Here is a 25914-nt window from a genome sequence, read left to right on the forward strand (position 1 = left end):
GAGGACCCCTCGGATGAAAAAACCGTTGCAGTTAACCGAGCTAGTTTTACGTGATGCTCATCAGTCGCTGTTAGCAACTAGAATGCGATTAGATGACATGCTACCGATAGCAGAGAAGCTTGATAAGATGGGCTATTGGTCAATGGAATCTTGGGGCGGTGCAACCTTTGACGCCTGCATTCGTTACCTGGGCGAAGACCCGTGGGAGCGGATTCGCGAATTAAAAAAGGCCATGCCGAAAACGCCACAGCAGATGCTTTTGCGTGGCCAGAACTTATTAGGTTACCGTCATTATGCCGATGATGTGGTAAAGCGCTTTGTCGAGCGAGCCAAAGAGAATGGCGTTGATGTGTTTCGTATTTTTGATGCTATGAATGACGTGCGTAATCTAGAGGCAGCCATTAAAGCTACAAAAGCTGTTGAAGGACATGCCCAAGGTACGCTTTCTTATACCGTGAGCCCGGTGCATACCTTAGATACTTGGGTGACGATGGCGCAACAAATGGCTGATTTAGGCTGTGATTCTATTTGTATTAAGGATATGGCAGGGTTATTGCGTCCGGAGCCAGCATTTGAGCTCATTAGTGCGTTAAAACAAGCCGTAGATATCCCTATCGCCATGCAGTGCCACGCCACGACTGGTTTAAGCACAGCCACCTATCAGAAAGCCATTGATGCGGGCATTGATATGTTAGATACCGCCATTTCGTCAATGAGCATGACTTATGGCCACTCAGCCACTGAAACCATTGTTGCTATGACTGAAGGGACCGACCGTGATACCGGTTTAGCTTTGGATAAGCTTGAAGAAATCGCCAGTTATTTTCGTGATGTGCGTAAAAAGTATGCCCAGTTTGAAGGCTCATTAAAGGGCGTTGATGCGCGTATTTTGTTAGCTCAGGTACCAGGTGGCATGTTAACAAACATGGAGAGCCAACTAAAAGAGCAGGGCGCCTTAGATAAATTTGATCAGGTATTGGCGGAGATCCCGAAAGTACGTGAAGATCTTGGGTTTATCCCATTAGTGACACCAACGTCGCAGATTGTCGGCACCCAAGCTGTGCTTAACGTGCTTAGTGGTGAGCGTTATAAGTCGATATCCAAAGAAACGAAGGGTGTTTTGACGGGTGAATATGGCGCCACTGCAGCCCCGGTAAACAAAGAGCTGCAAGCGCAAGTGCTGCAAGGTAAAGAGCCTATTACCTGCCGCCCAGCTGATTTGCTTGATAACGAGTTGGATAGCTTAGCTGATGAGCTTAACCAGCTTGCACAAGAAAAGGACATTAAGCTTGCTGATGCGGTGATCGACGATGTGCTTACTTATGCGTTGTTCCCACAAATTGGTCTTAAGTTTTTGCAAAATCGCGGCAATCCAGATGCGTTCGAGCCGGCTCCGCAATTGCAAGCACAGGAGCCGTCAGCGCCGGCGGTTGCGAATAATAAGCCAAGTGTAAGTAGTACTGGCGAGGCAGCTAGTTACGATGTCACAGTCGATGGCAAGCGCTTCAAAGTAGAGGTGGCGCCTTCCGGCACTATTACCTCAGCTACCGCTGCTGAATCAACCGCAACAACGGCACCTGCTGCCGCAGCAGATAGCGCTACGGCAGAAATCAAGGCGCCCTTAGCTGGTAACCTGTTTAAGCTGCTGGTCAAGCCAGGTCAACAGGTAGCTGAAGGTGATGTTGTTATCATTCTTGAAGCGATGAAAATGGAAACGGACATTAAAGCCCACCAAGCCGGAACCGTCGCCGATATTCTGGTAAAAGAAGGTGATAGCGTGAGTGTTGGTGATATTCTGGTAACCTTGAGGTAACAGCATGGAGCGCTTATTAGTTCTCTGGGATAGCACGGCAATCTCAGCTTTTACTTGGGGACAAGCGGCGATGATGGCGGTTGGTGCCTTGTTGCTTTATCTTGCCATTAGTAAAAAGTTTGAGCCCTTGTTGCTGCTCCCTATTGGTTTTGGAGCTATTCTAGCCAACATCCCACAGGCCGGCTTTAATGAGCCTGGTGGCTTACTTTACTATGTCTATTACGTTGGCATAGAAACGGGCGTGTTCCCGCTGTTGATTTTTATGGGCGTGGGGGCGATGACGGATTTTGGGCCCTTACTTGCTAATCCACGGACGTTATTGCTTGGTGCCGCGGCTCAGTTTGGTATTTTTGCAACCCTGCTGGGTGCTATTGCCTTAAACTTCATTCCTGGTTTCAACTTTAGTTTAGCGGATGCCTCAGCTATCGCCATCATTGGTGGTGCAGATGGGCCTACCGCTATTTTCCTTGCTTCACGGTTGAGCCCAGACTTACTGGGGGCTATTGCCGTGGCTGCCTATTCCTACATGGCGTTAGTACCCATCATTCAGCCGCCAATCATGAAGTTGTTTACGACGGAAGCTGAACGTAAGATTCAAATGGAGCAATTACGGCCGATTGCCCGCCGCGAGAAGATTTTATTCCCCCTTGCAGTGTTACTTTTAACCTTGCTATTTTTGCCAACGGCCACGCCACTGGTAGGAATGTTTTGCTTGGGTAACTTAATGCGAGAGGCCGGAGTGGTCGAACGCTTAAGTAAAACGGCGCAGAATGAACTGATCAATATTGTCACTATTTTCTTAGGTTTGGCGGTCGGTTCCAAGTTATCAGCCGAAGAATTCTTGTCAGTGCAAACCCTAGGTATTTTGGTGCTAGGTGCAGTCGCCTTTGCCGTAGGTACGGCGTCAGGAGTATTGATGGCCAAAGTGCTGGCGAAGTTTAGTAAAACTCCGATTAATCCACTCATTGGCGCAGCCGGTGTATCTGCGGTGCCAATGGCCGCTCGGGTGGTTAACAAAGTAGGGCTAGAGGCTAATCCTCAGAACTTTTTGTTAATGCATGCGATGGGGCCAAACGTCGCAGGGGTGTTAGGCTCAGCGGTAGCAGCTGGCATTTTGCTAGCATTAGTCGGTTAATGAGCCGATTGGATAATAGGTAACTAACGTTAACTGATAGCTTCCAGCTCATAAGAGTCACGTTTCACGGAACTCTGTGAGCTGGATTCACTTTTATCGACCGGTTAGCCACAGCATTAAGCTATAGAAAAGCGCAATAAAACCGCTAACTATCGCAATATAAATAAAGCCTCGCAGACCTTGCTTGAAGGTCCAGCCATTAACCCGTAAGTAGATAAACCAAGCGATGCTCAGCACCAACGGAATTAAAAATAAGAGGCGGATCATGGCGTGTCTCCATTTTGTTGCTGGTGTTGATGCCACAAAGCTAAGTCGCTAGCAGCCTGTTGTGCTTGTTCAAGCAGGGGATCAAGTTTCACGATTTGGTCAGCAACTTGGTCAATAGCACCTTGCGCCATACTTTCTTCTAGTTGTTTTGCCACCAAATGAATTCTGGTTAAACCTAAGTTCGCTGCAGCACCTTTAAGTGAGTGAAAAAAGCGTCGAGCTTGATCATGTTGCCCTTTACTTAAAAACTCGACAATTTTTTGCGGTGCTTGTTGGTATTCCTCAGTTAACCGCTCCACTAAACTTTGATAAAGCGGAATATTATGTCCGAGGCGGTCTAGCGCGCTAGCAAAGTCGATATCTCGGTGATTGGGATAACGTTGACGGCTGTTGTTGCTTACCGTAGTAGGCGTTGTTGTGGGCTGAGCTGATTGAGCTGCATAATCACCGCGTACACACCACTTATTAATGGCTTGTAATAATCGTTGCTCATCGATAGGTTTGCTAATGTGGTCCTGCATACCAGCGGCTAATGAGCGTTCAATGTCCTCGCTACTGGTATTGGCAGTCATGGCTATAATAGGCAGCTGCTGGTAGGAATACAGTGCGCGAATTTTTTCGGCGGCGGTTAAGCCATCCATAATCGGCATTTGTATGTCCATAAACACCAAGGCATATTGCTTTTCGGCTACCTTAGCAACAGCCTCTTCGCCATTTCTCGCTAAGTCTACGACTAAGCCGGCATGAGTCAGCATTTCTTTGGCAATAATCTGATTAATATCGTTATCTTCTACCAGTAACACAGGTGCATTGCAGAGATCACATGGTACCCCTTGGTGAGGCTGCATGGTGGTTTCCGTTGTAAGTGCTAATGCCGAACATAACACTCGCAGCAGTGCTGAACTGGTGTAAGGTTTAACAATGTACTCAGCCACGCCAAGCTGTTTCGCTTGAGCTATCATGTCTTGAGCATGATAGCTGGTAGCAAGAATTAAGCGAGGTGCTTGTTCTGGTTGGCGCAACACGTTCTGACAGAAGCTTAAACCGTCCATACCTGGCAACTGCCAATCGACAATAACGGCATCAAAGTCTTCTTGTTCGAGCCACTGCAAGGCTTCTTCCGCACTTCTACAGGTGGTTACTGCCACCGCATAACTGCGTAATAGCTCCGTGAGCATTTCGCGGGTGGTTAAATTATCCTCAATGGCCAGAACCCGTTTGCCCTGTAATCGAGCTTGCAAAGATTCATGACCGTTTTGATTAAACTCAGTTTGCATGGGCAGACTCAATTCCAAAAAGAAAGTTGAGCCCTGACCGACACTACTCAATACCCCTAAGCCGTGGTTATTCATCAGTTTTACAATGCGCTGGCTGATTGCCAAGCCCAAACCAGTACCACCATATTGGCGAGTCGTCGAAGTGTCAGCTTGGGTAAAAGCATTAAATAACTGAGCGCGTTGCGCTTCGTTCATCCCAATCCCAGTATCTGTGACTGAAATACGTAGGTAGACATCCTGATCGCTGCGGTCAAGCAGGGTTACAGCTACGACAATTTCACCGTGCTCGGTGAATTTGATGGCGTTACTCACCAAGTTAACTAGCACCTGATTAAGCCGCAGTGGGTCGCCAATCAAACGCTTAGGAATGTTGGTGGGGAGGTTAATAATAAACTCTAGATTTTTATCGTAAGCGCGATAGGCAAACATATCCGCTAAGTTACTGAGTACTTCTTCTAAATCGAAGGGGATATGTTCAATACTGAGTTTGCCGGCCTCTATTTTAGCAAAGTCGAGCATGTCATTAACAATGCCCAGCAAGGTCTTTGACGAGTTTTCAATAGAGCGCAAATAGCCGCGTTGTTGGTCGTCTAAGTCAGTTTTTAAGCAGAGCTGGGTCATCCCCAAGATGGCATTGATAGGCGTGCGTATTTCATGGCTGACATTAGCTAAGAATTCACTCTTGGCTTGGTTGGCTGCCGCTGCTGCTTCAAGTTCTTGCTCTTTAATAGCAATCCGTTCGGCGTCTTGCTGCGTATGAGATGCCGCAGTTACTTTGCGCCCCAGCCGCTTTAGCCAATTCAAAGTTGTCATGGTAGGTTCACCGTATGCGCTACTAGTCTTGGTATGATGCCACGAGTTAGGCACTGTGCCAATGGTGGTAGTTGCTATACTTTCATAGACTAACGAGCGATAAAGCTTTAGTATTTCGGGATGTCGTTCAACCTTATGAGCAAAATTAAACCCAACTGCCGTTGCATGCTTTTCTGCAGGTTTCGTGCGCACACATCGTTGGCTTTAACTTTGCTCGTTTAAGCAAGGCAGGGAATTATTTTGCAGTCACAATTTGCCACTAGCGTCGCACTGTTAGCGACCGCCGAGAACATCGGAACCTTACGCGATATTCAGCGTGGTGTTGAACGCGAAGCATTGCGCATAACCACCCAAGCGAAATTGGCGCCAAGCCCTCATCCATTAGCTTTGGGAGCAGCGTTAACGCATCCACTCATTACTACCGACTACGCTGAAACTTTAATGGAGTTTATTACTCCAGTTAGCACTGATATTGCTATTACCTTGCAGCAACTTGAAGATATTCATACGGTTACCTATCAGCACTTAGCTGACGAGCTGCTTTGGCCATTGAGTATGCCATGTTTTGTGGGTGAAGAAAGCGACATTGTGATTGCTCAGTATGGGCAAAGTCATAGCGGCAAAATGAAGACCTTGTATCGACAAGGTTTGACTCATCGTTACGGCGGTGCGATGCAGATTATTGCTGGAGTGCATTATAATTTTTCGGTACCCGATAGTGTCTGGGAGATCCTTGCTGAGCAAGAGCAGGTGGCCTTAACCAGTGATTTTGTGTCTGCGAAATATTTTGGTTTGATTCGTAACTACAAGCGGATCTGTTGGGTGATCCCTTATCTATTTGGTGCCTCACCTGCCATTTGTAAGTCTTTTTTGCGCCATACCGAAGGCAACATGGACTTTAGTGAAACTGGCAAAGGTACTGTGTATCGGCCTTATGGCACCTCATTACGAATGAGTGACTTAGGCTACACCAATAAAGAACAAGCGGATTTAAAAATCACCTACAACTCGCTGAACGAGTATGTGGCTGGTTTGCGTCGGGCGATTTCCACACCCTCGACGGCATTTGCCAAAATTGGCGTAAAAGATGGAGATACTTATCGCCAGCTCAATGCCAATATTCTACAGATCGAAAATGAGTTTTATTCACCGATTCGACCCAAACGAGTTACTCGTGCTGGTGAGACGCCAACGCAAGCATTAGCTCGAGCTGGGGTTGAATATATTGAAGTTCGTGCATTGGATGTGAACCCCTTTAGTAATGTGGGTATAACCGCAGCGCAAATGCGTTTTTTAGATATGCTACTCATGTATTGCGTGTTAAAGCCAAGCCCGACTATGGATTGGGATGCACAGGTAGTGGCGGATAAGAATTTTAATCGGGTGGTTATGGATGGTCGTAATCCGCGTCTAAGTTTGCTTGATGGTGATTATGAACGCCCGATTGCTGACTGGTTAGAAGATATTTTTGCCGACTTACAGAGCCTAGCTAAGTTATTTGATCAAGCACATGCAACGGATGACTACACGAAGACGGTAGCTGATCAATATCGAGCCGTACTGAACCCTGAACTCACCTTGTCTGGCCAATTTATGGCGCAGTTGTTAGAACAAGGTTTAGATAACATTGAAGTTGGGATGCGCTTGGCGCACGCCTACAAAGCGCAGTTGCTAGAACGGCCGTTACAATATTTTACTGAAGCGGAATTTGAGCGCTTGCGTGAAGCTTCGCTAGATGCACAATTGCAACTTGAACAGCAAGATGAACTCACTAGCTTCAGCGATTTTCTAACGGAATACTTTGCGTCGGCGGCACAAAGTGCTGCACCCCAAGCACAAACGGACGAGATGGCATGAAGGTACGGGTAGCAGCAGGGGTAGTGGCGGCTTTAGTAGCAACTCTGTTAAGTGGGTGTGCTACACCGCCACCGAAAGAACCTGAAAATTTATGTAAGATCTTTTATGAGAATCGAGATTGGTACGATGCAGCCGCTAACATGCGCGACAAGTGGGGCGTTCCGATCCAAGTGCCGATGGCTATCATGTACCAAGAAAGCTCGTTCAAAGCCGATGCTTTGCCGCCTCGAGATTATCTGTTATGGGTGATTCCTTGGGGACGAGTGAGTAGCGCCTACGGTTATTCGCAGGCGAAAACCTTGACCTGGGAAGACTACGTACGAGAAACCGGAAACAGCTGGTCCTCGCGCGATAATTTTGATGATGCGATTGATTTCATGGGGTGGTTTATTCATAAAAGCCACCAAGTTAATGGCGTATCTAAATGGGATGCCTACGCTCAGTATTTAAATTATCACGAAGGCTGGGGCGGCTATAAACGCGGTACCTACCGCAACAAACAGTGGTTAGTTAACACCTCAAAACGTGTCGCTGAGCGGGCCTCGCGTTACGGGGAGCAACTACGAGGCTGTGAAGAAGACTTACAACGTGGATGGTTATGGCGTCTGTTCTTCGGCTAAAAAACGCACCCGCTTAACTAAGCTGTCAGTGCTTTCGACAATCTCAATGGCGTGGCCATTGATGCGTAAGCACAACGGATATTGTGGGATATCGCCCAGCTGCTCAATGATCAGGCCACTCACAGTTTTGGGGCCATCGGTGGGCAGCTGCCAATTCATTTCTTTATTTAAATCACGAATATTGGCCACACCTTCTACCAATACTGAGCCGTCAGCTTGCAGCTGCGCCGTTTCACTCGGTGCCGGTGCGATGCTAGTAGTAAAGTCACCAACGATTTCTTCGAGAATATCTTCTAAGGTCACTAAACCCTGAATATCGCCGTATTCGTCAACGACCAGACCAATGCGCTCTTTGGCGCGCTGAAACTTCAGCAATTGTACGTTGAGTGGGGTCCCCTCAGGGATGTAATAGATATCCCGTGCCGAACGAATAATTTCGGCTTTATCGGTTTCTTGGTTGTTCTTGGTGAGCAGTTGCATGATATCGCGAGCATGCAAAAAACCAATCGCATCATCAATTTCACCGCGATACAGTAACAGTCGAGTATGTTGGCTTTGACTCAACTGTTTGATCATCGATTTCACATCATCTTGCACATCGATACCGGCGATTTCTGCACGTGGTACCATCACATCTTCCACGGTCACTTTCTCTAAATCAAGAATGCTTAATAGCATCTCTTGGTGACTACTAGGAATCATCGAGCTAGCTTCGTTCACTACCGAACGCAACTCGTCTGAACTGAGAGCGTCTTGGCTACCAGCGGCCGCTGGATTAACTCCAAGCATGCGCATAAAACCATTGGTAATAAAGTTTACTGACGCCACTACCGGATAAAGAAGCGTAAGCATAGGCTTGAGTAGCAACGAGCTAGGAAAGGCAACGCGCTCTGGATGGAGCGCAGCAATAGTTTTGGGGGTAACTTCAGAAAAAATTAATACCAGTAAGGTCAGGCCAAAAGTTGCAACAACAATACCGGCATCACCAAAGAGTCGAATACAAAGAATCGTGGCAATAGAAGACGCTGCTATATTGACTAAGTTGTTGCCAATCAGAATCAGGCCAATCAGACGATCAGGACGGTCAAGCAGAAACTGAACGCGATTTGCGCCGGGGTGTCCTTGTTGTGCTAAATGTTTTAGTCGATAACGGTTGACCGACATCATGCCAGTCTCTGAACCCGAAAAATATGCTGAGCAAATAAGTAAAACCGCCAGCATGATGACTAGGGTTGAGGTTGATATTGCGTCCAAAAAAACTTACCTGTTTTTAAAATAATTAGGTCTAATTTAATCACCCCACTAATCAAGTCAAGCAGATAGCGTTGAAATGCGGTGAATAATGCGTATGGGTAGTAAATTTGCGTTAATGATTACATCGAAAGCAGAATATCTCTCACCACGCGGCTACCAAAATAAGCGAGTGTCAGAATACCGCTACCAACCACACTAGCGATAACTAAGCTGCGTCCGCGTACCTTTCTAACACGATGGAAAAATAGCACCATGGCGTAGATGATTAACGCGATGAAGGTAAGGATGGTTTTGTGAGCTTGACCTTGTTCAAACATGTTGTCGAGAAAGATAAAGCCACTGCTAATAGCCAACAACAACATCAAGGTACCGGTCGCAACCAACCGAAAAAAGTAACGCTCTACGGTCATGAGCGGCGGAAAGTAACCTGTTAGTAAGTTACTGCGATGATGTTTGAGTAAATAGGTAAGATAAAGAATTTGTACCGCATATAAACTCGCGAGTACTAGCACTGCGTAGGCCAGTAGTGACAAGACGATGTGAATGGCTAGACCATTCGCAATATCAACGCTAGCACCCCAATTAACCGGGCTAGCTACCATCAGCACCAGACTGACTGCGGCAAAAATGTAAATGATAGGACGCAATAGCAGGCTGTTGGCACGCTTATTCTTAACTAAAGTGAGCGCGCTCAATAAAAACGCTACGGTGCTTAAACTGCTGGTTATATTCAAATGCTCAAAGTCGTCACTTTTCAGGTAGCTCCATAATAAGCCAGCATGACAAAGCAGTGCCGCAAACGGCAATAACCACTGCCAGCGTACCGCTTGAGCACGGGTGAGACCTCGCCAAACCACAATGGCGCTAACCACATAGAGAGCTAACGTAATTAAAAGCAAGATAATCATAGGTATCATCAGCATTGAAACAAGTAAACCTAGTATATGCATTGTTGTTGCTAAACCCAATAGGATCAGGAAACTTTGCTTGAATTAAGATATACTCGGCGCAATATGGTCAACAACCCAGATAGAAAGTGGATGCATTGGCATGTTTGAAAATTTAAGTGAACGTTTATCCCAGTCGTTACGCAACATCAGCGGGCGTGGTCGATTAACGGAAGAAAACATTAAAGAAACCTTGCGTGAAGTGCGAATGGCACTGCTCGAGGCCGACGTGGCGTTACCGGTGGTGCGTGAATTTGTCGCACGGGTAAAAGAACAAGCTGTGGGTGCTGAGGTGAATAAAAGCCTGACGCCAGGGCAAGTGTTCTTAAAGATTGTTCAAAAAGAGCTTGAGCATGCGATGGGGGATGGCAATGTCCCACTTAACCTAGCTACGCAGCCGCCGGCCGTGGTGTTGATGGCTGGCTTACAAGGTGCGGGTAAAACCACCAGTGTGGGTAAGCTAGCGCGCTATTTACGCGAAAAGCAAAAGAAAAAAGTGTTAGTGGTGAGTGCGGACGTCTACCGTCCTGCAGCGATTAAGCAGTTAGAAACCCTAGCAGCGGAAGTTGAAGTTGAGTTTTTTCCATCAGACATAAGTCAGCAGCCTGTTGCCATTGCCGAGGCTGCCATCGCGCATGCCCGCAAAAAGTTTATGGATGTGGTGTTGGTGGATACTGCCGGACGAACCGCAATTGATGAACAGATGATGGCGGAAATCAAACAGTTGCATGCGGCCATCAAGCCAATTGAGACGCTGTTTGTGGTAGATGCCATGACTGGTCAAGATGCGGCAAATACCGCTAAGGCGTTTAGCGAAGCGCTGCCATTAACCGGGGTGGTGCTGACTAAAACAGATGGTGATGCTCGCGGCGGTGCTGCTTTATCGATTCGTCATATTACTGGCCAGCCCATTAAGTTCTTGGGGGTTGGCGAAAAGAATACTGCGTTAGAACCGTTCCATCCTGAGCGGGTAGCTTCGCGAATTTTAGGGATGGGCGATGTGCTCTCCTTGATTGACGAACTTGAACAAAAAGTTGATAAAGCGAAAGCTGAGAAAGTAGCCAAAAAGGTCATGAAAGAAGGTAAGTTTTCGTTAGAAGACTTCCGCGACCAGTTGGCGCAGATGCGTGATATGGGCGGCATGATGGGGCTGATGGATAAATTGCCGGGGATGGGCAATATGTCAGCACAAATGAAAGGCCAACTTGACGATAAAGTAACGGTTCGGATGGAGGCTATCATCAACTCCATGACTCCGAAAGAGCGAGAGCATCCAGATTTAATCAAGGGCTCTCGCAAGCGTCGAATCGCGACTGGGTCTGGTACTCAAGTGCAAGACGTGAACAAATTGCTGAAGCAATTTATGCAGATGCAAAAGATGATGAAGAAAATGAAAGGTGGCGGAATGGCAAAAATGATGCGCGGCCTAGGTGGCATGGGTGGTAAATTACCGCCAGGCATGTTCCCCAAACGCTAGACAAAACTTGCATTTCGTACAAATTTCGGTAAAATTGCGCGGCTCTTCGACCTAGGTCGGAGCTTTTATTATTTACTTAACATTAAAACTGTATCGAGGAACGTAATGGTAACCATTCGTTTACAACGTGGTGGCGCTAAAAAACGCCCATTCTACCAAATGGTAGTTACTGACAGTCGCAATGCCCGCGACGGTCGTTTTATTGAAAATGTAGGCTTCTTCAACCCACTAGCTCGTGGTCAAGAAGAAACCTTACGCGTAGATTTAGATCGTGTTGACCACTGGGTTGGTACTGGCGCGACTTTATCTGAGCGTGTAGCTAAGTTAGTTAAAGACGCTCGCAAAGCGGCTTAATTTTTATTTCGCATTAGGTAGCTATGAGCACAACATCTGAAACAGTAGTACTTGGTCAACTTGGTGCCGTATACGGTGTAAAAGGTTGGCTTAAGGTGCAAAGCTATACCGACGATGCGGAAGCCATTTTTACATACAGCCCTTGGCAAATTGTAATCCAAGGCAAGCAGCAAACAGTCACGGTCGAAGAATGGCGTCGACATAATAAAGGACTGATTGCGAAGTTGGCTGGCATTGAAGATCGGGACCAAGCTCATTTAATGACTGGTGCTGACATCATTATCCCAGCAGAACAATTGCCAGAATTGCCAGCGGATGAATTTTACTGGCGCGACCTTATTGGTATGACTGTAGTGAACACTGACGGTTATAACATGGGGGTAGTTGACCAGATTATGGCCACAGCATCGAATGATGTGATGGTGGTGAAAGCGAACAATAATGATGCGTTTGGTCGCACTGAACGTTTGATTCCGTTTATTCAGAGTCAATATGTGCAGTCAGTAGATAAAACAGCTCAGCGCATTATTGTTGATTGGCCGTCGGATTTTTAATGACTAAACAATTACAGGTAGGGGTGATTAGCCTTTTTCCTGAAATGTTTCAAGCCATTACCGACAACGGTGTGACCGGCAGGGCGGTTCGTGACGGGTTATTGGATATTCATCTGATTAATCCGCGTGATTTTACCCACGACCGGCATCGTACCGTTGATGACCGTCCCTATGGAGGCGGGCCAGGCATGTTAATGATGGTGCAGCCGCTCACTGATGCGATTGCAGCAGCCAAACAGCAGCTTGGGGCCGATGCTAAGGTGATTTATTTATCACCTCAGGGTCGCAAGTTGGATCATGCTGGAGTTAAGCAATTAGCTCAGTATAGCCAACTTATCCTAATCGCCGGTCGCTACGAAGGCATTGATGAACGAGTGATTACTCGTCATGTTGATGAAGAATGGTCGATTGGAGATTACGTGTTAAGTGGTGGTGAATTACCGGCCATGGTGTTAATTGATGCTGTTGCTAGAATGATTCCTGGAGTTTTAGGACATCAAGATTCAGCTAGCGAAGATTCTTTTGCCACCGGGTTGTTAGATTGCCCACACTACACACGACCAGAAGTTTTAGATGGTGAGGCGGTTCCTGCTGTATTGCTCAGCGGTAACCACGAAAATATACGCAAGTGGCGTCTACAACAATCACTAGGTCGTACCTGGTTAAGACGTCCTGAATTAATTAATCACCTAGCTCTGACTGACGAGCAGCGGCGACTTTTAGATGATTTTATTGATCAACAACAAGTTGCAACTGATAACGAATCGGGCAGTTAATCTAGGCAAGTGAGGCTATTATGGCAAAAGTTAGTCAGAATTTGATCAAAGCGATCGAAGACGAGCAATTAAAAACCGACCTGCCGGCGTACGCGCCAGGCGATACAGTGGTCGTTAATGTTAAAGTAACTGAAGGTAACCGTGAGCGCGTTCAGGCATTTGAAGGTGTGGTTATCGCAAAACGTAATCGTGGCTTACACAGCGCAGTAACCGTTCGTAAAATCTCTAACGGTGAAGGCGTTGAGCGTACTTTCCAAGTACACAGCCCAATCATTGATAGCATCGTAGTTAAGCGTAAAGGTGCGGTTCGTCGCGCTAAGCTTTACTACCTACGTGAGCGTTCAGGTAAATCTGCACGTATCCGTGAGAAGTTGTCAGCTAAATAAGCTAGCTCAAGCTTATATCGAAAAACCCGCCGCTGGCGGGTTTTTTTATGGTACAAATAAGCACATGATTCACTCCCCCAATAATGCATGAGGTAGCCTTCCATGTTAGATCCACAGCAGCACTTGCAGCAACTGCGCGAGGCCATTGATAACACCGATAGTGAATTGGTTCAGATCCTTCTTAAACGCAGACAACTTGCAGCAGAAGTGGGGGTGGTGAAACGCCAATTAGGGCAGCCATTGTATGTTCCCGAACGAGAAGCAAGCATGCTGGTAGCGAAGCGCAAACAAGCGGAGCAAGCTGGACTTTCTCCCGATCTTATTGAAGATGTGCTGCGCCGCATTATTCGCGAGTCTTATCAACAGCAGCAAGCGGCAGATGTGCATTTAAATGACAAGACAGTAGTGATAGTTGGAGGTAACGGGGCGCTGGGGCAACTTTTCGTACGTTTATTTAGCTCTGCTGGCGCTAAGGTACTCATACTAGATAAAGACGATTGGCAGCATGCCGAGCATTTTTGCGAGCAAGCAGATTTAGTGCTGATATCCGTGCCTATAGCTCATACCTTGACTGTTATTGAAGCATTACCCAGCTTGCCTCCAGGTTGTATTTTGGCAGATTTAACCAGTGTAAAGCGGCAACCCTTGAATGCCATGTTGGCCAAACATAGTGGCCCTGTTGTGGGCCTTCACCCAATGTTTGGCCCCAAACAAGTCACCCTAGCCAAACAGCTAGTGGTGGCCTGCCATGGTCGTGATGAAGACCAATACCAATGGCTATTAGCAAGCATTGAACGCTGGGGTGCCCATATTAAGGTACTCACAGCAGCAGCACATGACCAAGCGATGGCGTTTGTGCAGGTACTGCGACACCTATCTAGTTTTGTCTATGGTTCGCATTTAGCCGCAGAACAAGCTGATCTGCAGCAGTTATTAGATTTAAGTTCACCAATCTATCGCCTCGAGCTGATGATGGTAGGACGTCTGTTTGCCCAAGATGCCGAGCTGTACGCCGATATATTGCTGGCTGAGCCGAATAATATTGCTATGTTAAGGCGTTATGTTCAGCGTTTTGAAATGGAACTAAAGCGGCTCGAACAAGGTCGTAAAGATGAATTTTTACAAGAGTTTACTCGTGTTCGCGAGTATTTTGGTGAATTTGCCGAGCGCTTTTTAAGCGATAGCCAGCGGCTGTTAGATACCGCTGGCGATAGCCATCAAATCAGATAATTGGGTGGGAGATACCGGTTTAGTCAGCTGATGTTTGATTCCAATTGCTTGGCATTCTGCGCTTATTTCAGCTGTGCTATGGCCACTGATCATGGCTGCTAGAGGGGCGTCATCACCTAACTCTGCAACGATTTTGCAATAGGCTTCAAGGCCAGTAAAATCTGGTAATTCTTGATCTAGGAGAAGCAAAGCAGGCCGTTCAGCTAGTGTTTTAGCAACAGCCTCGGAGCCAGATTGAGCGGTAATAATTTCGACAGAATAATGGCTTAACATAGCTTTGAGTACTTCAAGCGAAATAAAGTCATCATCAACTACCAAGACTTTGGCGGGTGCTGAGTGAGCGTTTGCTGCGGTCATTGGGTACTCCTATGATTGATTGTTGTTACTAGCTATTGAACAAAAGGAAAGAAGAAAATGCAACGGGTAAAAATTTGGGATGTATTCGTGAGGCTTAATCACTGGTTGATGGTCGCTTTAGTGGTAGCGCTTTGGTGGACCGCCGAGCAGGGTGAAATGGAACGTCACTTACAGTTGGCTGGCGTATTGGGCGGTTTAATCGTTGCACGCATACTGTGGGGCCTTTTCGGTAGTGAATCAGCACGCTTTAGTCGCTTTGTAAAAGGCCCTGCTGCAGTCGTTGAGCACTTCAAAGAATTAGGGCAAGGACAGTATCAACCAGGCAATACTCATAATGCAGCTGGTGGCTGGGCGGTCGTTGCTCTACTGCTAGTATTGTTGGTGCAATTTACCACAGGGTTATTTGCCGATGATGAGATTTTCTTTAGTGGCCCGCTGGCGAGTGCAGTAAGCGGTGACATGTCAGATTTTTTAACGGGTATTCACAAAGATAACTTTAATGTGTTGATTGCTGTTGTGGTGTTGCATGTTGTCGCAATTATTCTCTATCGCTTACGCGGCATTAACTTAGTTGCGGCCATGATTCACGGCAAACGAGAAGGGGTAGCAGCGCCGCGTTTGGTCAATGCTTGGTGGGCAATAATAGCGGCAGCCGCACTGGCTACCGCATTTTATTTCTTCATTAACTAAGTATTGGTTTAGTCTTTGTATTGGTCGTGGCAGGCTTTACAGTTTTTCGCCGCGGCCATAAAAGCTTTGCGAATATCACCTTGGTCACCAGACTCCGCTGCCGCAGCTAAGGCTGCAGCGTCTTGTTGAAATGACTCGGCGCGCTGCATAAAGTCGTCCCAATTATCCCAAATGGCAGGTAAAGCATCGCTGTTATTACCTGGCATTGCACCAGTTTGGCTAAAGCCAATCCAAGGCATAGCGCTTAAGGCTGAAAAATCTGCCGCTCGAGCTTTAAAAATTTCACCATCAAATTCCATATCACCTTTCACCATATCGCCAAGGTAAGCAAAGTTATTTTGCATGAGCGAGAGTGCTTTTTGACGATATTCTACGGCTTTATCGGCATCATTAAAGGCATGTTGTGCTTGCACCGGGCTGAAAGATACTGCACCAAACACTACAATGCCGCTTAGACATGACCACAGAGCTGATTTTAAACGCATAATAATCTCCTTGATTTTAGCTATTTAACGTTTGCAGTACGCTTTTCATCCCTAAATGGATTGCACACTGATAAGACTCAATTTACTGTAGCATGATAATAATCACAAAACCTTATTAAGGGGAACCAGATGAAAGGGAATAATCACCTAAGTAAACTGGCGTTGGCACTATGCGCAGCCTTACCGGCTACTGTCATGGCATCACAAACAACGCCAGTACAAGGGTTACACGATCACAGTTCAAGTTTTGTGGCACTGCAAAATGCTACAGTTGTTACTGAGCCAGGAAAACAACTTAAGAATGCCACATTAGTTATCCGCAATGGTAAAATTGAATCTATCTTAACCAATAATCAAGCTCCTGCTGGCGCTCGGGTTGTAGATGCGAGTGGTCACACGATTTATCCTGGATTCATTGACGCCTACAGCGACTACGGTTTGCCTAAAGCGAATGGTGGTGAACGTGCGCCTTATCGCAGTCAACCACCGCAATACAACAACAAGCGTGAAGGTGGTAACGCAGCGAACGATGCAATTCATGCTCAAGTAGATTGGGTGGATTCTTTCGCAACCTCAAGTAAAGATGCTAAAAGCTACATCGAACAGGGCTTTACGGCGGTTCAATCAGCTCGCTTAGACGGTATTTTCCAAGGGCAAGCGACCACTGTGTCACTAGCCGATACGATTGCTAATAATGCCGTGTACAATGCCAAAGCACGACATTTTGGTTCGTTCGATAAAGGCTCATCAAAGCAACAATATCCATCTTCTTTAATGGGCTCTATTGCGTTGATTCGACAAGCTTTGTCTGATGCTGCTTGGTATGAAGACGCAGCCGGCAAACAAGCTTACAACGGCCCGGTAGAATATAATGCCGCACTGGCAGAATTAGCTCCCATAGAGCAAGAAGGCATGGTTTTTAAAGTGTCTGACGATAAAGACTTGCTGCGTGCCTATGATGTCTTTAGTGGATTTAAAGTTCCTGTAACTTTTGTTGGCTCTGGTTTTGAATACGCTCGTTTAGATGCGATTAAAGCAACTCAAGCACCAGTCATTCTTCCTCTTAACTTTCCGGCAGCACCGGAGGTAAAAGGAGTGGATGATGATCTTGATGTGAGTCTTGCTGACTTACGTCATTGGGAGCGTGCGCCGGGTAATGCCGCTGCATTAGCGCAAGCTGATATCGACTTCTCTTTTACGTTACACCAATTAAAGAAGGCTAGTGACTTCTGGCCTAATTTACGTAAAGCCGTAGCCCACGGGTTATCTAGCGACAAAGCCTTGGCCGCGCTAACAACCGTACCGGCACAAATTGCTGGGGTTAGCGATAAAGCAGGAAAATTGGCAGCAGGTTATATGGCCGACTTTGTGGTTGTCGAAGGCGATTTGTTCGTTGATGGAACCATTAAATCAGTTTGGCTACAAGGACAAGAAGTTGAGTTGGAGCCACTGCAACAAGCTGATTTTGCCGGCAACCTCACTCTCAACCTTGCGGATAGTGAGGTAAGTCTTGAACTCAAAGATGGTAAGCGGCCATCTGGCAAGCTCAAAGTAGGGGACGAATCCGTTGCCTTGAAAGATCTTCGTCGCACGGAGTCGACCTTAGAATTCGTAGTCAACACTGCACTGTTGGATCAGACAGGTGCTTGGCGCATTCGTCTCGATCAAACCGCTGCTGATAGCTTTACCGGTGTGGCTATAGCTCCAAATGGCTCTAGCCTACCAATCAGTGCTAATCGTGCCGCTGCAGCAGAGCCCGCTGCAGAAAAAGCAACCACAACTCAAGCGAATTATGTGAGCCGGTTAACCTTCCCGAATGTGGCGTACGGTTTAGATGCTTTGCCTGAGCGTCAGAATGTACATATTAAAAATGCGACCGTGTGGACCGCCGATGAAGCGGGCGTCCTCGAAAATACTGATGTGTTAATTCGTAATGGTGAGTTTTACAAAATTGGTAAAGATCTTGCGACGCCATCCGGGTATACCCTGATTGACGGCACTGGCAAACATGTGACGCCAGGCATTATTGATGAACATTCACACATTGCTATTGAAGGCGGCGTGAATGAGGGATCAGAAGCGATCACTGCTGAAGTGCGAATTGGTGACGTGGTTAATCCAGATGACATCCACATTTATCGCTCGTTGGCAGGCGGTACCACCATGGCGCAACTACTTCATGGCTCAGCGAACCCTATGGGTGGACAGGCGCAAGTTATTAAACTGCGTTGGGGAGCAACGGCCAACGACATTAAATTTGATGCAGCGCCACCAAGCATTAAATTTGCGTTGGGTGAAAACGTGAAGCAAAGCAACTGGGGCTCGGCTTACACCGTACGTTATCCACAAACGCGTATGGGCGTTGAGGCAGTTATGCGTGATGGCTTTATTGCTGCACGTGAATATCAACAACGTCGCGATGCCTACAACAAGCTAAGCCGTAAGGAGAAGGCGCGTACTGCACCACCACGTCCAGATTATCGCTTGGAGACCTTACTTGAAATCCTCAATAAAGAACGATTTGTTCATGCGCACTCGTATGTGCAATCAGAAATCTTGATGTTATTGCGCTTAGCTGAGGAGTTTAACTTCACGCTAACCACCTTTACCCACATTTTGGAAGGCTACAAAGTTGCTTCAGAAATGGCCAAACATGGCGCTGGTGCATCGACCTTTGCTGATTGGTGGGCATTTAAGTTTGAAGTTTATGATGCCATTCCTTACAACGCCTGTCTGATGGCTGACAAAGGCGTGTTAACCAGCATTAACTCGGATAGTAACGATTTGCAGCGGCGCTTAAATACTGAAGCAGCGAAGTCTGTAACCTACTGTGGTATGTCAGAGCATGAAGCTCTACAAATGGTCACTTTGAATCCTGCTAAGCAACTTAAAATTGACCAATACGTAGGTAGTATCAAAACCGGTAAGCATGCTGATTTTGTGATTTGGAGTGGTCATCCATTAAGCGCTTACTCGCACCCAGAACAAACTTGGATCAATGCTCGTAAATACTTTGATCGTGAGTACGACCAGCAGTTGCGGGCGCAGTTGCAGCAAGAAAAGCAAGGCCTGATTCAGAAGGTATTAGGTGCCACTGATGAAGAGCGTCAGGGGAGTGCTAATGGTTACAAACCACAGCAGCCAACCTGGCACTGTGATGACAATCATGATGTCTGGAGCGATGCTTATACCGCTCATGGTGAGCACATCCACATCAACCATTCGCACACTCAGGCTGAATAAGGAGAGCAACGATGAAAAAATTAGTAACAGCGGTAGTTGCCGCCAGTTTAAGCGTTGCTGCATCAGCACACGATATGGTGCCTGGCAAAGCACAGCAACAGCCCATTTTACTGCAAGGTGGCACCTTGCATACAGTGACCAATGGGGTACAGCAAAATACTGATTTGCTGTTTGAAGATGGCAAGATCACAGCCATTGGCAACGATTTAACAGTACCAGCGAATGCTCGTGTGATTGATGTGAGCGGACGTCATGTTTATCCGGGTTTAGTTGCCCTAGATACCACGCTAGGTTTGATTGAATTAGAGGCAGTGCGTGCTACGAACGATATGCGTGAAGTTGGCCAAATCACTCCTGAAGTAAGTGGTCATGTGGCTTACAACCCTGATTCGGAAATTACTCCAACGGTGCGTTTTAACGGCATCACTCATGCCCAAATCGTACCACAAGGTAATTTGATTGCGGGGCGTTCAAGCTTATTGCAAACCGATGGCTGGACTTATGAAGATGCTGCGGAAGCACTCGATGTGGGCGTGCATGTCAATTGGCCACGAGCAGGGCTTAATAATGCTTGGTGGGAGCGCCGTTCAGCTGATGAGCAGCGTAAAGCCAATGCCGAGGCACTAAAAAAATTAAAGCGTGCCTTTACCGACGCGCGGGCTTATTTTGAAGCGAAAAAGGCTGGTCAGCTGAATGGCACAGATGTGCGCTGGGAGGCTATGCTTGGGTTGTTTGCTGGTAGCAGCAAACTGTTTGTGCATGCCCACGACAAACGCCAAATGGAACAAGCACTTGAATTTGCTAAAGAACAAGGCTTTGACTTGGTATTGGTGGGCGCCCGTGATGCGTGGCGTATCGCTGACCAACTAGCGGCAGCTGACGTGACTGTTGTTTACGGCGAACCCTATGGTTTACCAAGCCGTCATGACGAAGCTTATGACCAGGCCTATAGTACGCCTGCATTATTAGCAGCAGCTGGCGTTGATTTTGCCTTGGCTTATTCTACGGGCTTCTGGGATGTGCGTAATTTAGCATTTGCCGCAGGTAATGCGGTAGCTTACGGCCTCGATAAAGAACAGGCGTTAGCAGCTATTACGATAAAACCAGCAGAAGTCATGGGCGTTGCGGATAAAATCGGCTCGTTGGAAGTTGGAAAACAAGCGTCGTTGATTATTTCGCAGGGCGATGTCATGGATCATTTGGGGCAAAAAATTCAGCATATGTTTATTGATGGTGCTGAAGTAGACCTAAACAATCGACATAGACAGTTGTATCAGAAATATCAGCAAAAGCCTTGATTTTAAAGGGCTGACGCATAAAAAAGAGCTCCATCTGTAAAGCTGGAGCTCTTTTTATTTAAATAGCTGTTATGGGTGCGATAAAGTATTGTAATGTGCTGCGCAAGTTGGCAGTATCTTGCTATTCATAACAGTTGAAGAGGACGTGCAGATGCCTTTACATCGCCAATTTGCCAATGATGGCAAAGAACTCATTATTGCCATCAAAGGCAAATTTGACTTCAGTTTAGTGCAAGAATTTCGCCAATCCTATAGCGATATAGGGGACCAACAGCCCACCGTATTTATAGACCTGCGTGAAACTGAATATTTAGATAGCTCAGCGTTAGGAATGCTACTGAATATGCGCAAATCCCTTGGCAAGTCAGTCAAGTCTATCCATGTGATTAACTGTCGACCAGAAGTGCGTAATATTCTTGATATTTCGCGTTTTGATAAGCTTTTTGTAATTGAGTAAGCTCCTTGTATACCAAGGTTATGGCACCGTCCTTGTCAGCAACGAGTGAAATGAATAGCCGCACGAACTCAGCTGCAGCAGCTCCTTTGTGGGTACTGCAGGATGGGTCGGCTAATGCTCAGGCCTTATTGCAGCGTTTACAGCAGCTGGGTTACCACGTGGAGGTCATTCAGCCAGCGCAGTTGTTAACAACAGAGGTTACTGTGGTTCCTTTGGTTGTTATCGTTAATGAAACGCGCGAAGCATTGCTATCTGAGTGGTGGCAACAGGTATCCAGTTACCTGCGTAACTCGGCTTTATTAGTGTCAGATAGCCAGGCCTTGGTACAGAATCATGCACACAAATTTGCGTATGTAGCCTCTTATCACGATGTTGATGACGTGTTGCGGTTGAAAATTCAGTTATTAACTAACCAGAGTTGTTACCGCCAGCAAATAGTGGAGCTCAAACAGGCACTGTCTTGGCATAAGGCGCGGGTAGACCGAGAACATCAACTGGTTGAGCATATCTTTCAGAATGCTCTTAGTCGTAACTACCTGGATTATCCTCACGTAAATACTTATTTAACGCCGGTGTCCAAATTCAATGGCGATCTTTGCTTAATAGCTCCGGGGCCGTTGGGGAATTTGTACATGTTAATGGCGGATTTTACCGGTCATGGTTTAGCACCAGCAACAGGAGCCTTACCGTTGTCGCAGGCGTTTTTTGCGATGTCAGATCGCGGTGTTTCGGTCGCAGAGATGGTGACTGAATTTAACTTTCGGTTAAACCGGTTACTCCCTAACGATATGTTTTGTGCCGCAATTTTACTAGAATTATCAGCCAATGGTGAACGCGTCACTTATTGGAATGGTGGCATGCCAGCAGCCTTGGTCTGTGATCAAGCAGGAACCGTGTTACGGCGCCTAGATCCGCAGCATATGGCGCTAGGGGTGTTAGATGATGATGATTTTGATAGCCGTGTCACCACATTTAGAGCAGCACCACATAGTTCCATCGCCATGTTCACTGACGGTGTGATAGAGTTACTTGGCCATCAGCAAGAGTTTCTTGGGGCTGATGCGCTTGAAAAAATGCTAAGCCAGTATCCTAACACAGAGCGCTTTAATGAGCTGGTCAACGAACTTGAACATTTTCGTGGCGAAACGCCATTACGCGATGACCTATCGTTAGCTATTCTTTATTGCCGTCCCACCGGTTTAGGTGAAGTTAAGCCAGAGCCGGATGTGCAAAGTTTACCTTTCAAATTAACTAGTGAGCTCCACCCTGAGCAGTTACGAAGCATTGATCCGGTCAGTAATTTAATGGCGGCGCTAAGCCAATTACCCCTATTACGACGGCATCGTACCACTATCTATCTGTTGTTAGCGGAAGCCTTTAATAACGCATTAGAGCATGGCTTATTGGGGTTAGACTCGGCACTGAAGAGCCAGCCAGAAGGGTTTGCTGAGTACTATCAACAACGTGCCGATAGGCTCAATGCACTGCAGCATGGCCGTATCTTGGTCACCATAGAGCTTCAAGCGAGTACTAAGCAGCTCAAAATCACCGTGGCTGACAGTGGTGATGGCTTTATCGTACCCCCAAGTGAGCCCTGCGTTAGGGTGGCAACGGAACAGAGTTACGGGCGAGGATTAGAGCTATTACGACAGATGACAACTGATTTACAATGGAACCAGGCGCAGCGCGAAGTCTCTTTTACCTACAGCATGTAGTCGACAAGTTTGCATGGCTTTGCCATTACATCTTATCCAAACTTAACCACCAGCGAATTTAACCTTGTAGCCCTGTTGTTCTAACCACTGTTTGGCGCGCTCACGCTGATCGCCTTGCAGTTCGATCGTGTCCTGCTTTACAGCACCGCCAACGCCGCAATGCTTCCGTAAGGCAGAAGCCATATTGGCCAACAATTCTGGCTGCTTGGGAAGATCTAGAATAACGGTTACCCCTTTACCTTTACGTCCTTTTGTTTGACGTTGCAAACGTAACGGATAATCGCTCGGTTTTACGCTAGTTTCATCGGCTTCTGGATTACTTTCAGCGGCTGTGTCCGTGAGTTTAAACCCCAGCCCCTGTAACTGATCTTGTAAACTACTCACCTTCACCTCGAACTTGTTACTAGTGAAAACTGCCAAGTTGATATATATTTTAGTTATAACGAATGCGGTTATAAAACCTTAAATGCTATGAGGTGTCTATGAAGTTACAACAGCTCCGCTATATTGTGGAGATATTAAACCACAACTTAAATGTTTCAGCGACCGCAGAAAGTTTGTATACCTCTCAGCCGGGTATTAGTAAACAGGTAAGAATGTTAGAAGACGAACTAGGAATTCAAATATTTGCCCGCAATGGCAAGCTGCTAGATGCCGTCACCCCAGCGGGCCAAGAAATTATCAAAATTGCACAGCAAATGTTAGCTCATACGGATGCCATCAAGGCAATTGCGGCAGAATACACCTTACCTAATCAAGGTAAGCTCCATATTGCCACAACCCATACCCAAGCTCGATATGCTCTGCCAACCATGATCAAAGCTTTTACCAAACGCTATCCGCAGGTAACTTTGCACATGCACCAAGGGTCGCCAGAACAAATTAGCGAGGCGGCAGCCAAGGGTAAAGCGGATTTTGCTATTGCGACCGAGGCGTTACACCTCTATCAAGACCTGATCATGTTGCCGTGTTATCACTGGAATCGCTCGATTATTGCCCCACCAGATCATCCTCTAGGGCAACTAGCAGAAGTGACCCTTACTGATTTAGGCAACTATCCCATCATTACCTATGTGCATGGTTTTACTGGGCGCTCCGAGTTGGATAAAGCATTTAATCAAGCGGGTATCAGACCCAACGTGGTATTCACGGCAACCGATGCCGACGTGATTAAAACCTACGTACGAATGGGCTTAGGAGTAGGCGTGGTAGCAAGTATGGCGGTAACTAAAGAGCAAGATAGTGATCTGATATGTTTACCAGCACAGCATTTATTTGCGCCTAGCACCACTAAAATAGGCTTTCGTAAAGGGACTTTTTTACGTAGCTACATGTACGATTTTTTGGAAGGTTTTGCGCCCCATTTGAGTCGCAGTAAAGTGGATGAGGCCATGCAAAAACGTTCACAAGAAGAAATAGATAGAATGTTTTTGCATACCCAGTTACCTACTTGGTAAAGCGTCTGTGCGCAGCATTAAGTGAATTCATGCTGCGCACTATTGAGCTAGTTAGGTTTGGTCATTAGCACTCGATGATATTTACCGCCAAACCGCCGCGAGCCGTCTCTTTGTATTTGGTTTTCATATCATTCCCTGTATCCCACATGGTTTTGATGACTTTATCCAAGGACACTTTATGATCGCCGCTACCACGCAATGCCAACCGCGCCGCATTTATAGCTTTTATCGATCCCATTGCATTACGTTCAATACAAGGAACCTGCACTAAACCGCCGACCGGGTCACAGGTAAGCCCGAGGTTATGTTCCATGCCTATTTCTGCAGCATTTTCTACGGCACTTACGCCGCCACCCATGAGCTCGGCCAAAGCTCCGGCTGCCATCGAACATGCAACACCAACCTCGCCTTGGCAGCCCACCTCGGCGCCAGAAATAGAAGCGTTCTTCTTGTATAGAATGCCAATTGCCGCAGAAGTGAGTAAAAAGCGCACCACGGTTTCTTCATCCAAAGGGGCAATGAACTTGTCGGCATACTTCATCACCGCCGGAATAATTCCAGCTGCGCCATTGGTGGGCGCAGTCACGACTCGTCCGCCTGCTGCGTTTTCTTCATTCACCGCTAACGCAAATAAATCCACCCAGTCCATCGCTTGCATGGGGTCTGTTGATTTTTCATTCTTCAGACGTTGGTAGAGGCCCGGCGCACGCCGACGTACTTTCAAGCCTCCGGGTAAAATGCCTTCGGTGCGGATGCCGCGGTCGATACAGGCATCCATGGTATGCCAAATGTGCATCAAGCCACTACGAATATCGGCCTCACTGCGAAATACTTTTTCGTTTGCCAACATCAGCGAACTAATCCTTAGCCCGTGTTCCTGACATAGCTTGAGTAATTCATCACAACTATCAAATGGATACGGAATAGGTTTGCTTGATTGCTCAATAGCTTCTTCTAAGCTGTCGTCAAAGTCAGCATCTCGGACAATAAAACCACCACCAATAGAGTAGTAGAGATCTTTGTAGATCACCTCGTCTGCGCGATACAGCCGTAGTTCCATTGCGTTAGCATGACGTGGCATGGTTTTGCGACGATGGAAAACAATCGCCCCGGTAGCAGGGAACTTCACCGGATATTTGCCTAGTAAAGCCAATTCTTGAGTGGTTTCAGTTTGTTGTAAAAACTCATCAACTTTGGTGGTATCTACGGTTTCAGGTTGCTCTCCGGCTAAGCCAAGGATCACGGCTTTACCTGTACCATGGCCTTTTCCGGTTTGCCCGAGTGAGCCAAATAGTTCCACCACAATGCCATCCGCTTGTTCGAGGCCTACGGCTTGTTCTGCTGCTAATAAAAATTCGTAAGCAGCCCGCATGGGGCCCACAGTATGAGAACTTGACGGGCCGATGCCAACTTTGTAGATATCAAACACGCTAATCATAAATAGGTTCCATA

General features: G+C 46.8%; 24 protein-coding genes. 16 read left to right on the forward strand and 8 right to left on the reverse strand.

Features of this window, described 5'->3' with window-relative positions:
- The first annotated feature begins 13 nt into the window (after positions 1–13).
- Positions 14–1813, forward strand: coding sequence for a sodium-extruding oxaloacetate decarboxylase subunit alpha (gene oadA, locus KGF88_RS02285; RefSeq protein WP_153826746.1), 1800 nt, complete (start codon positions 14–16; stop codon positions 1811–1813).
- A gap of 4 nt (positions 1814–1817) precedes the next feature.
- Complete coding sequence (locus KGF88_RS02290) at positions 1818–2948, forward strand: sodium ion-translocating decarboxylase subunit beta (RefSeq protein WP_110076206.1); 1131 nt, start codon at positions 1818–1820, stop codon at positions 2946–2948.
- A 93-nt stretch (positions 2949–3041) separates the two neighbouring features.
- Here the strand turns inward: KGF88_RS02290 and KGF88_RS02295 are convergent, their stop codons facing one another.
- Both KGF88_RS02295 and KGF88_RS02300 read right to left on the reverse strand, forming a co-directional pair.
- A complete protein-coding gene (locus KGF88_RS02295; protein ID WP_181394933.1) occupies positions 3042–3215 on the reverse strand; it encodes a hypothetical protein in 174 nt (57 codons plus the stop codon).
- Positions 3212–5305, reverse strand: coding sequence for a response regulator (locus tag KGF88_RS02300; protein WP_153826747.1), 2094 nt, complete (start codon positions 5303–5305; stop codon positions 3212–3214). The genes KGF88_RS02295 and KGF88_RS02300 overlap by 4 nt, the downstream gene beginning before the upstream one ends.
- A 240-nt stretch (positions 5306–5545) precedes the next feature.
- Here KGF88_RS02300 and gshA point away from each other — a divergent pair, with 240 nt between their 5' ends.
- Together gshA and KGF88_RS02310 are read left to right on the forward strand one after the other, a co-directional pair.
- A complete protein-coding gene (gene gshA / locus KGF88_RS02305; RefSeq protein ID WP_153826748.1) occupies positions 5546–7162 on the forward strand; it encodes a glutamate--cysteine ligase in 1617 nt (538 codons plus the stop codon).
- Positions 7159–7782 (forward strand): hypothetical protein, encoded by a 624-nt coding sequence (locus tag KGF88_RS02310; protein ID WP_153826749.1) that lies wholly within the window; start codon positions 7159–7161, stop codon positions 7780–7782. The genes gshA and KGF88_RS02310 overlap by 4 nt, the downstream gene beginning before the upstream one ends.
- Here KGF88_RS02310 and KGF88_RS02315 read toward each other — a convergent pair.
- On the reverse strand, positions 7759–9036 hold the full coding sequence (locus KGF88_RS02315) for an HlyC/CorC family transporter (protein WP_110076210.1): 1278 nt from the start codon (positions 9034–9036) through the stop codon (positions 7759–7761). The genes KGF88_RS02310 and KGF88_RS02315 overlap by 24 nt on opposite strands.
- A 119-nt stretch (positions 9037–9155) precedes the next feature.
- Positions 9156–9944 (reverse strand): cytochrome C assembly family protein, encoded by a 789-nt coding sequence (locus KGF88_RS02320; RefSeq protein ID WP_153826750.1) that lies wholly within the window; start codon positions 9942–9944, stop codon positions 9156–9158.
- A 142-nt stretch (positions 9945–10086) separates the two neighbouring features.
- Between KGF88_RS02320 and ffh the strand changes: the two genes are divergently transcribed.
- From ffh to tyrA, 6 genes are all read left to right on the forward strand, one after another.
- Entirely contained in the window at positions 10087–11460 is a 1374-nt protein-coding gene (ffh, locus tag KGF88_RS02325) for a signal recognition particle protein (RefSeq protein WP_110076211.1), read from the forward strand.
- Positions 11461–11565: 105 nt separating this feature from the next.
- The gene (gene rpsP / locus KGF88_RS02330; RefSeq protein WP_110076212.1) at positions 11566–11814 is read left to right on the forward strand and encodes a 30S ribosomal protein S16; all 249 of its coding nucleotides are present in this window, start codon (positions 11566–11568) and stop codon (positions 11812–11814) included.
- A gap of 23 nt (positions 11815–11837) precedes the next feature.
- The gene (gene rimM / locus KGF88_RS02335) at positions 11838–12368 is read left to right on the forward strand and encodes a ribosome maturation factor RimM (RefSeq protein WP_110076213.1); all 531 of its coding nucleotides are present in this window, start codon (positions 11838–11840) and stop codon (positions 12366–12368) included.
- Positions 12368–13144 carry a tRNA (guanosine(37)-N1)-methyltransferase TrmD gene (gene trmD, locus KGF88_RS02340; RefSeq protein WP_110076214.1) on the forward strand — a complete coding sequence of 259 codons (777 nt, stop codon included), beginning with the start codon at positions 12368–12370 and terminating at the stop codon, positions 13142–13144. Before rimM ends, trmD begins: the two co-directional genes overlap by 1 nt.
- Before the next feature lie 20 nt (positions 13145–13164).
- Complete coding sequence (gene rplS, locus KGF88_RS02345; protein ID WP_110076215.1) at positions 13165–13530, forward strand: 50S ribosomal protein L19; 366 nt, start codon at positions 13165–13167, stop codon at positions 13528–13530.
- A gap of 102 nt (positions 13531–13632) precedes the next feature.
- Positions 13633–14760, forward strand: a complete 1128-nt coding sequence (gene tyrA, locus KGF88_RS02350) for a bifunctional chorismate mutase/prephenate dehydrogenase (protein WP_153826751.1) — start codon at positions 13633–13635, stop codon at positions 14758–14760.
- Here the strand turns inward: tyrA and KGF88_RS02355 are convergent.
- Entirely contained in the window at positions 14725–15117 is a 393-nt protein-coding gene (locus tag KGF88_RS02355; RefSeq protein WP_153826752.1) for a response regulator, read from the reverse strand. The genes tyrA and KGF88_RS02355 overlap by 36 nt on opposite strands.
- Positions 15118–15174: 57 nt before the next feature.
- Here KGF88_RS02355 and KGF88_RS02360 point away from each other — a divergent pair, with 57 nt between their 5' ends.
- On the forward strand, positions 15175–15807 hold the full coding sequence (locus KGF88_RS02360; protein ID WP_153826753.1) for a cytochrome b/b6 domain-containing protein: 633 nt from the start codon (positions 15175–15177) through the stop codon (positions 15805–15807).
- 8 nt (positions 15808–15815) lie between these two features.
- Here KGF88_RS02360 and KGF88_RS02365 read toward each other — a convergent pair whose 3' ends face one another.
- Positions 15816–16292, reverse strand: coding sequence for a c-type cytochrome (locus tag KGF88_RS02365; protein ID WP_110076219.1), 477 nt, complete (start codon positions 16290–16292; stop codon positions 15816–15818).
- 129 nt (positions 16293–16421) lie between these two features.
- On the opposite strand from KGF88_RS02365, the gene KGF88_RS02370 reads away from it, so the two are divergent.
- The 4 genes from KGF88_RS02370 (at position 16422) to KGF88_RS02385 (ending at position 23005) form a co-directional block, all read left to right on the forward strand.
- The gene (locus tag KGF88_RS02370; RefSeq protein ID WP_153826754.1) at positions 16422–19535 is read left to right on the forward strand and encodes an amidohydrolase family protein; all 3114 of its coding nucleotides are present in this window, start codon (positions 16422–16424) and stop codon (positions 19533–19535) included.
- Positions 19536–19546: 11 nt separating this feature from the next.
- Entirely contained in the window at positions 19547–20833 is a 1287-nt protein-coding gene (locus tag KGF88_RS02375; protein ID WP_153826755.1) for an amidohydrolase family protein, read from the forward strand.
- A 151-nt stretch (positions 20834–20984) separates the two neighbouring features.
- The gene (locus KGF88_RS02380; protein ID WP_110076222.1) at positions 20985–21290 is read left to right on the forward strand and encodes an STAS domain-containing protein; all 306 of its coding nucleotides are present in this window, start codon (positions 20985–20987) and stop codon (positions 21288–21290) included.
- A gap of 50 nt (positions 21291–21340) precedes the next feature.
- A complete protein-coding gene (locus tag KGF88_RS02385) occupies positions 21341–23005 on the forward strand; it encodes an ATP-binding SpoIIE family protein phosphatase (RefSeq protein ID WP_162014580.1) in 1665 nt (554 codons plus the stop codon).
- A 42-nt stretch (positions 23006–23047) separates the two neighbouring features.
- Here the strand turns inward: KGF88_RS02385 and KGF88_RS02390 are convergent, their stop codons facing one another.
- On the reverse strand, positions 23048–23389 hold the full coding sequence (locus KGF88_RS02390) for a translation initiation factor (RefSeq protein ID WP_257119952.1): 342 nt from the start codon (positions 23387–23389) through the stop codon (positions 23048–23050).
- A gap of 98 nt (positions 23390–23487) precedes the next feature.
- On the opposite strand from KGF88_RS02390, the gene cysB reads away from it, so the two are divergent.
- A complete protein-coding gene (gene cysB, locus KGF88_RS02395; RefSeq protein WP_110076224.1) occupies positions 23488–24462 on the forward strand; it encodes an HTH-type transcriptional regulator CysB in 975 nt (324 codons plus the stop codon).
- 64 nt (positions 24463–24526) lie between these two features.
- On the opposite strand, the gene KGF88_RS02400 is transcribed toward cysB, so the two are convergent.
- Positions 24527–25900 carry an L-serine ammonia-lyase gene (locus KGF88_RS02400; RefSeq protein ID WP_153826757.1) on the reverse strand — a complete coding sequence of 458 codons (1374 nt, stop codon included), beginning with the start codon at positions 25898–25900 and terminating at the stop codon, positions 24527–24529.
- Between the last annotated feature and the right edge of the window lie 14 nt (positions 25901–25914).

The sequence above is a fragment of the Idiomarina loihiensis genome (assembly GCF_024584785.1).
GTDB classification, from domain to species: Bacteria; Pseudomonadota; Gammaproteobacteria; order Enterobacterales; family Alteromonadaceae; genus Pseudidiomarina; species Pseudidiomarina fusca.

Bases quoted from the DNA above. Each gene is read 5' to 3' on its own strand.
- rpsP (WP_110076212.1), top strand. From the start codon at position 11,566: ATGGTAACCATTCGTTTACAACGTGGTGGCGCTAAAAAACGCCCATTC.
- ffh (WP_110076211.1), top strand. From the start codon at position 10,087: ATGTTTGAAAATTTAAGTGAACGTTTATCCCAGTCGTTACGCAACATC.
- KGF88_RS02375 (WP_153826755.1), top strand. From the start codon at position 19,547: ATGAAAAAATTAGTAACAGCGGTAGTTGCCGCCAGTTTAAGCGTTGCT.
- KGF88_RS02365 (WP_110076219.1), bottom strand. From the start codon at position 16,292: ATGCGTTTAAAATCAGCTCTGTGGTCATGTCTAAGCGGCATTGTAGTG.
- oadA (WP_153826746.1), top strand. From the start codon at position 14: ATGAAAAAACCGTTGCAGTTAACCGAGCTAGTTTTACGTGATGCTCAT.
- rplS (WP_110076215.1), top strand. From the start codon at position 13,165: ATGGCAAAAGTTAGTCAGAATTTGATCAAAGCGATCGAAGACGAGCAA.
- KGF88_RS02310 (WP_153826749.1), top strand. From the start codon at position 7,159: ATGAAGGTACGGGTAGCAGCAGGGGTAGTGGCGGCTTTAGTAGCAACT.
- KGF88_RS02300 (WP_153826747.1), bottom strand. From the start codon at position 5,305: ATGACAACTTTGAATTGGCTAAAGCGGCTGGGGCGCAAAGTAACTGCG.
- KGF88_RS02400 (WP_153826757.1), bottom strand. From the start codon at position 25,900: ATGATTAGCGTGTTTGATATCTACAAAGTTGGCATCGGCCCGTCAAGT.
- trmD (WP_110076214.1), top strand. From the start codon at position 12,368: ATGACTAAACAATTACAGGTAGGGGTGATTAGCCTTTTTCCTGAAATG.
- rimM (WP_110076213.1), top strand. From the start codon at position 11,838: ATGAGCACAACATCTGAAACAGTAGTACTTGGTCAACTTGGTGCCGTA.
- KGF88_RS02385 (WP_162014580.1), top strand. From the start codon at position 21,341: ATGAATAGCCGCACGAACTCAGCTGCAGCAGCTCCTTTGTGGGTACTG.
- tyrA (WP_153826751.1), top strand. From the start codon at position 13,633: ATGTTAGATCCACAGCAGCACTTGCAGCAACTGCGCGAGGCCATTGAT.
- cysB (WP_110076224.1), top strand. From the start codon at position 23,488: ATGAAGTTACAACAGCTCCGCTATATTGTGGAGATATTAAACCACAAC.
- KGF88_RS02295 (WP_181394933.1), bottom strand. From the start codon at position 3,215: ATGATCCGCCTCTTATTTTTAATTCCGTTGGTGCTGAGCATCGCTTGG.
- KGF88_RS02370 (WP_153826754.1), top strand. From the start codon at position 16,422: ATGAAAGGGAATAATCACCTAAGTAAACTGGCGTTGGCACTATGCGCA.
- KGF88_RS02355 (WP_153826752.1), bottom strand. From the start codon at position 15,117: ATGACCGCAGCAAACGCTCACTCAGCACCCGCCAAAGTCTTGGTAGTT.
- KGF88_RS02380 (WP_110076222.1), top strand. From the start codon at position 20,985: ATGCCTTTACATCGCCAATTTGCCAATGATGGCAAAGAACTCATTATT.
- KGF88_RS02360 (WP_153826753.1), top strand. From the start codon at position 15,175: ATGCAACGGGTAAAAATTTGGGATGTATTCGTGAGGCTTAATCACTGG.
- KGF88_RS02320 (WP_153826750.1), bottom strand. From the start codon at position 9,944: ATGATTATCTTGCTTTTAATTACGTTAGCTCTCTATGTGGTTAGCGCC.
- KGF88_RS02290 (WP_110076206.1), top strand. From the start codon at position 1,818: ATGGAGCGCTTATTAGTTCTCTGGGATAGCACGGCAATCTCAGCTTTT.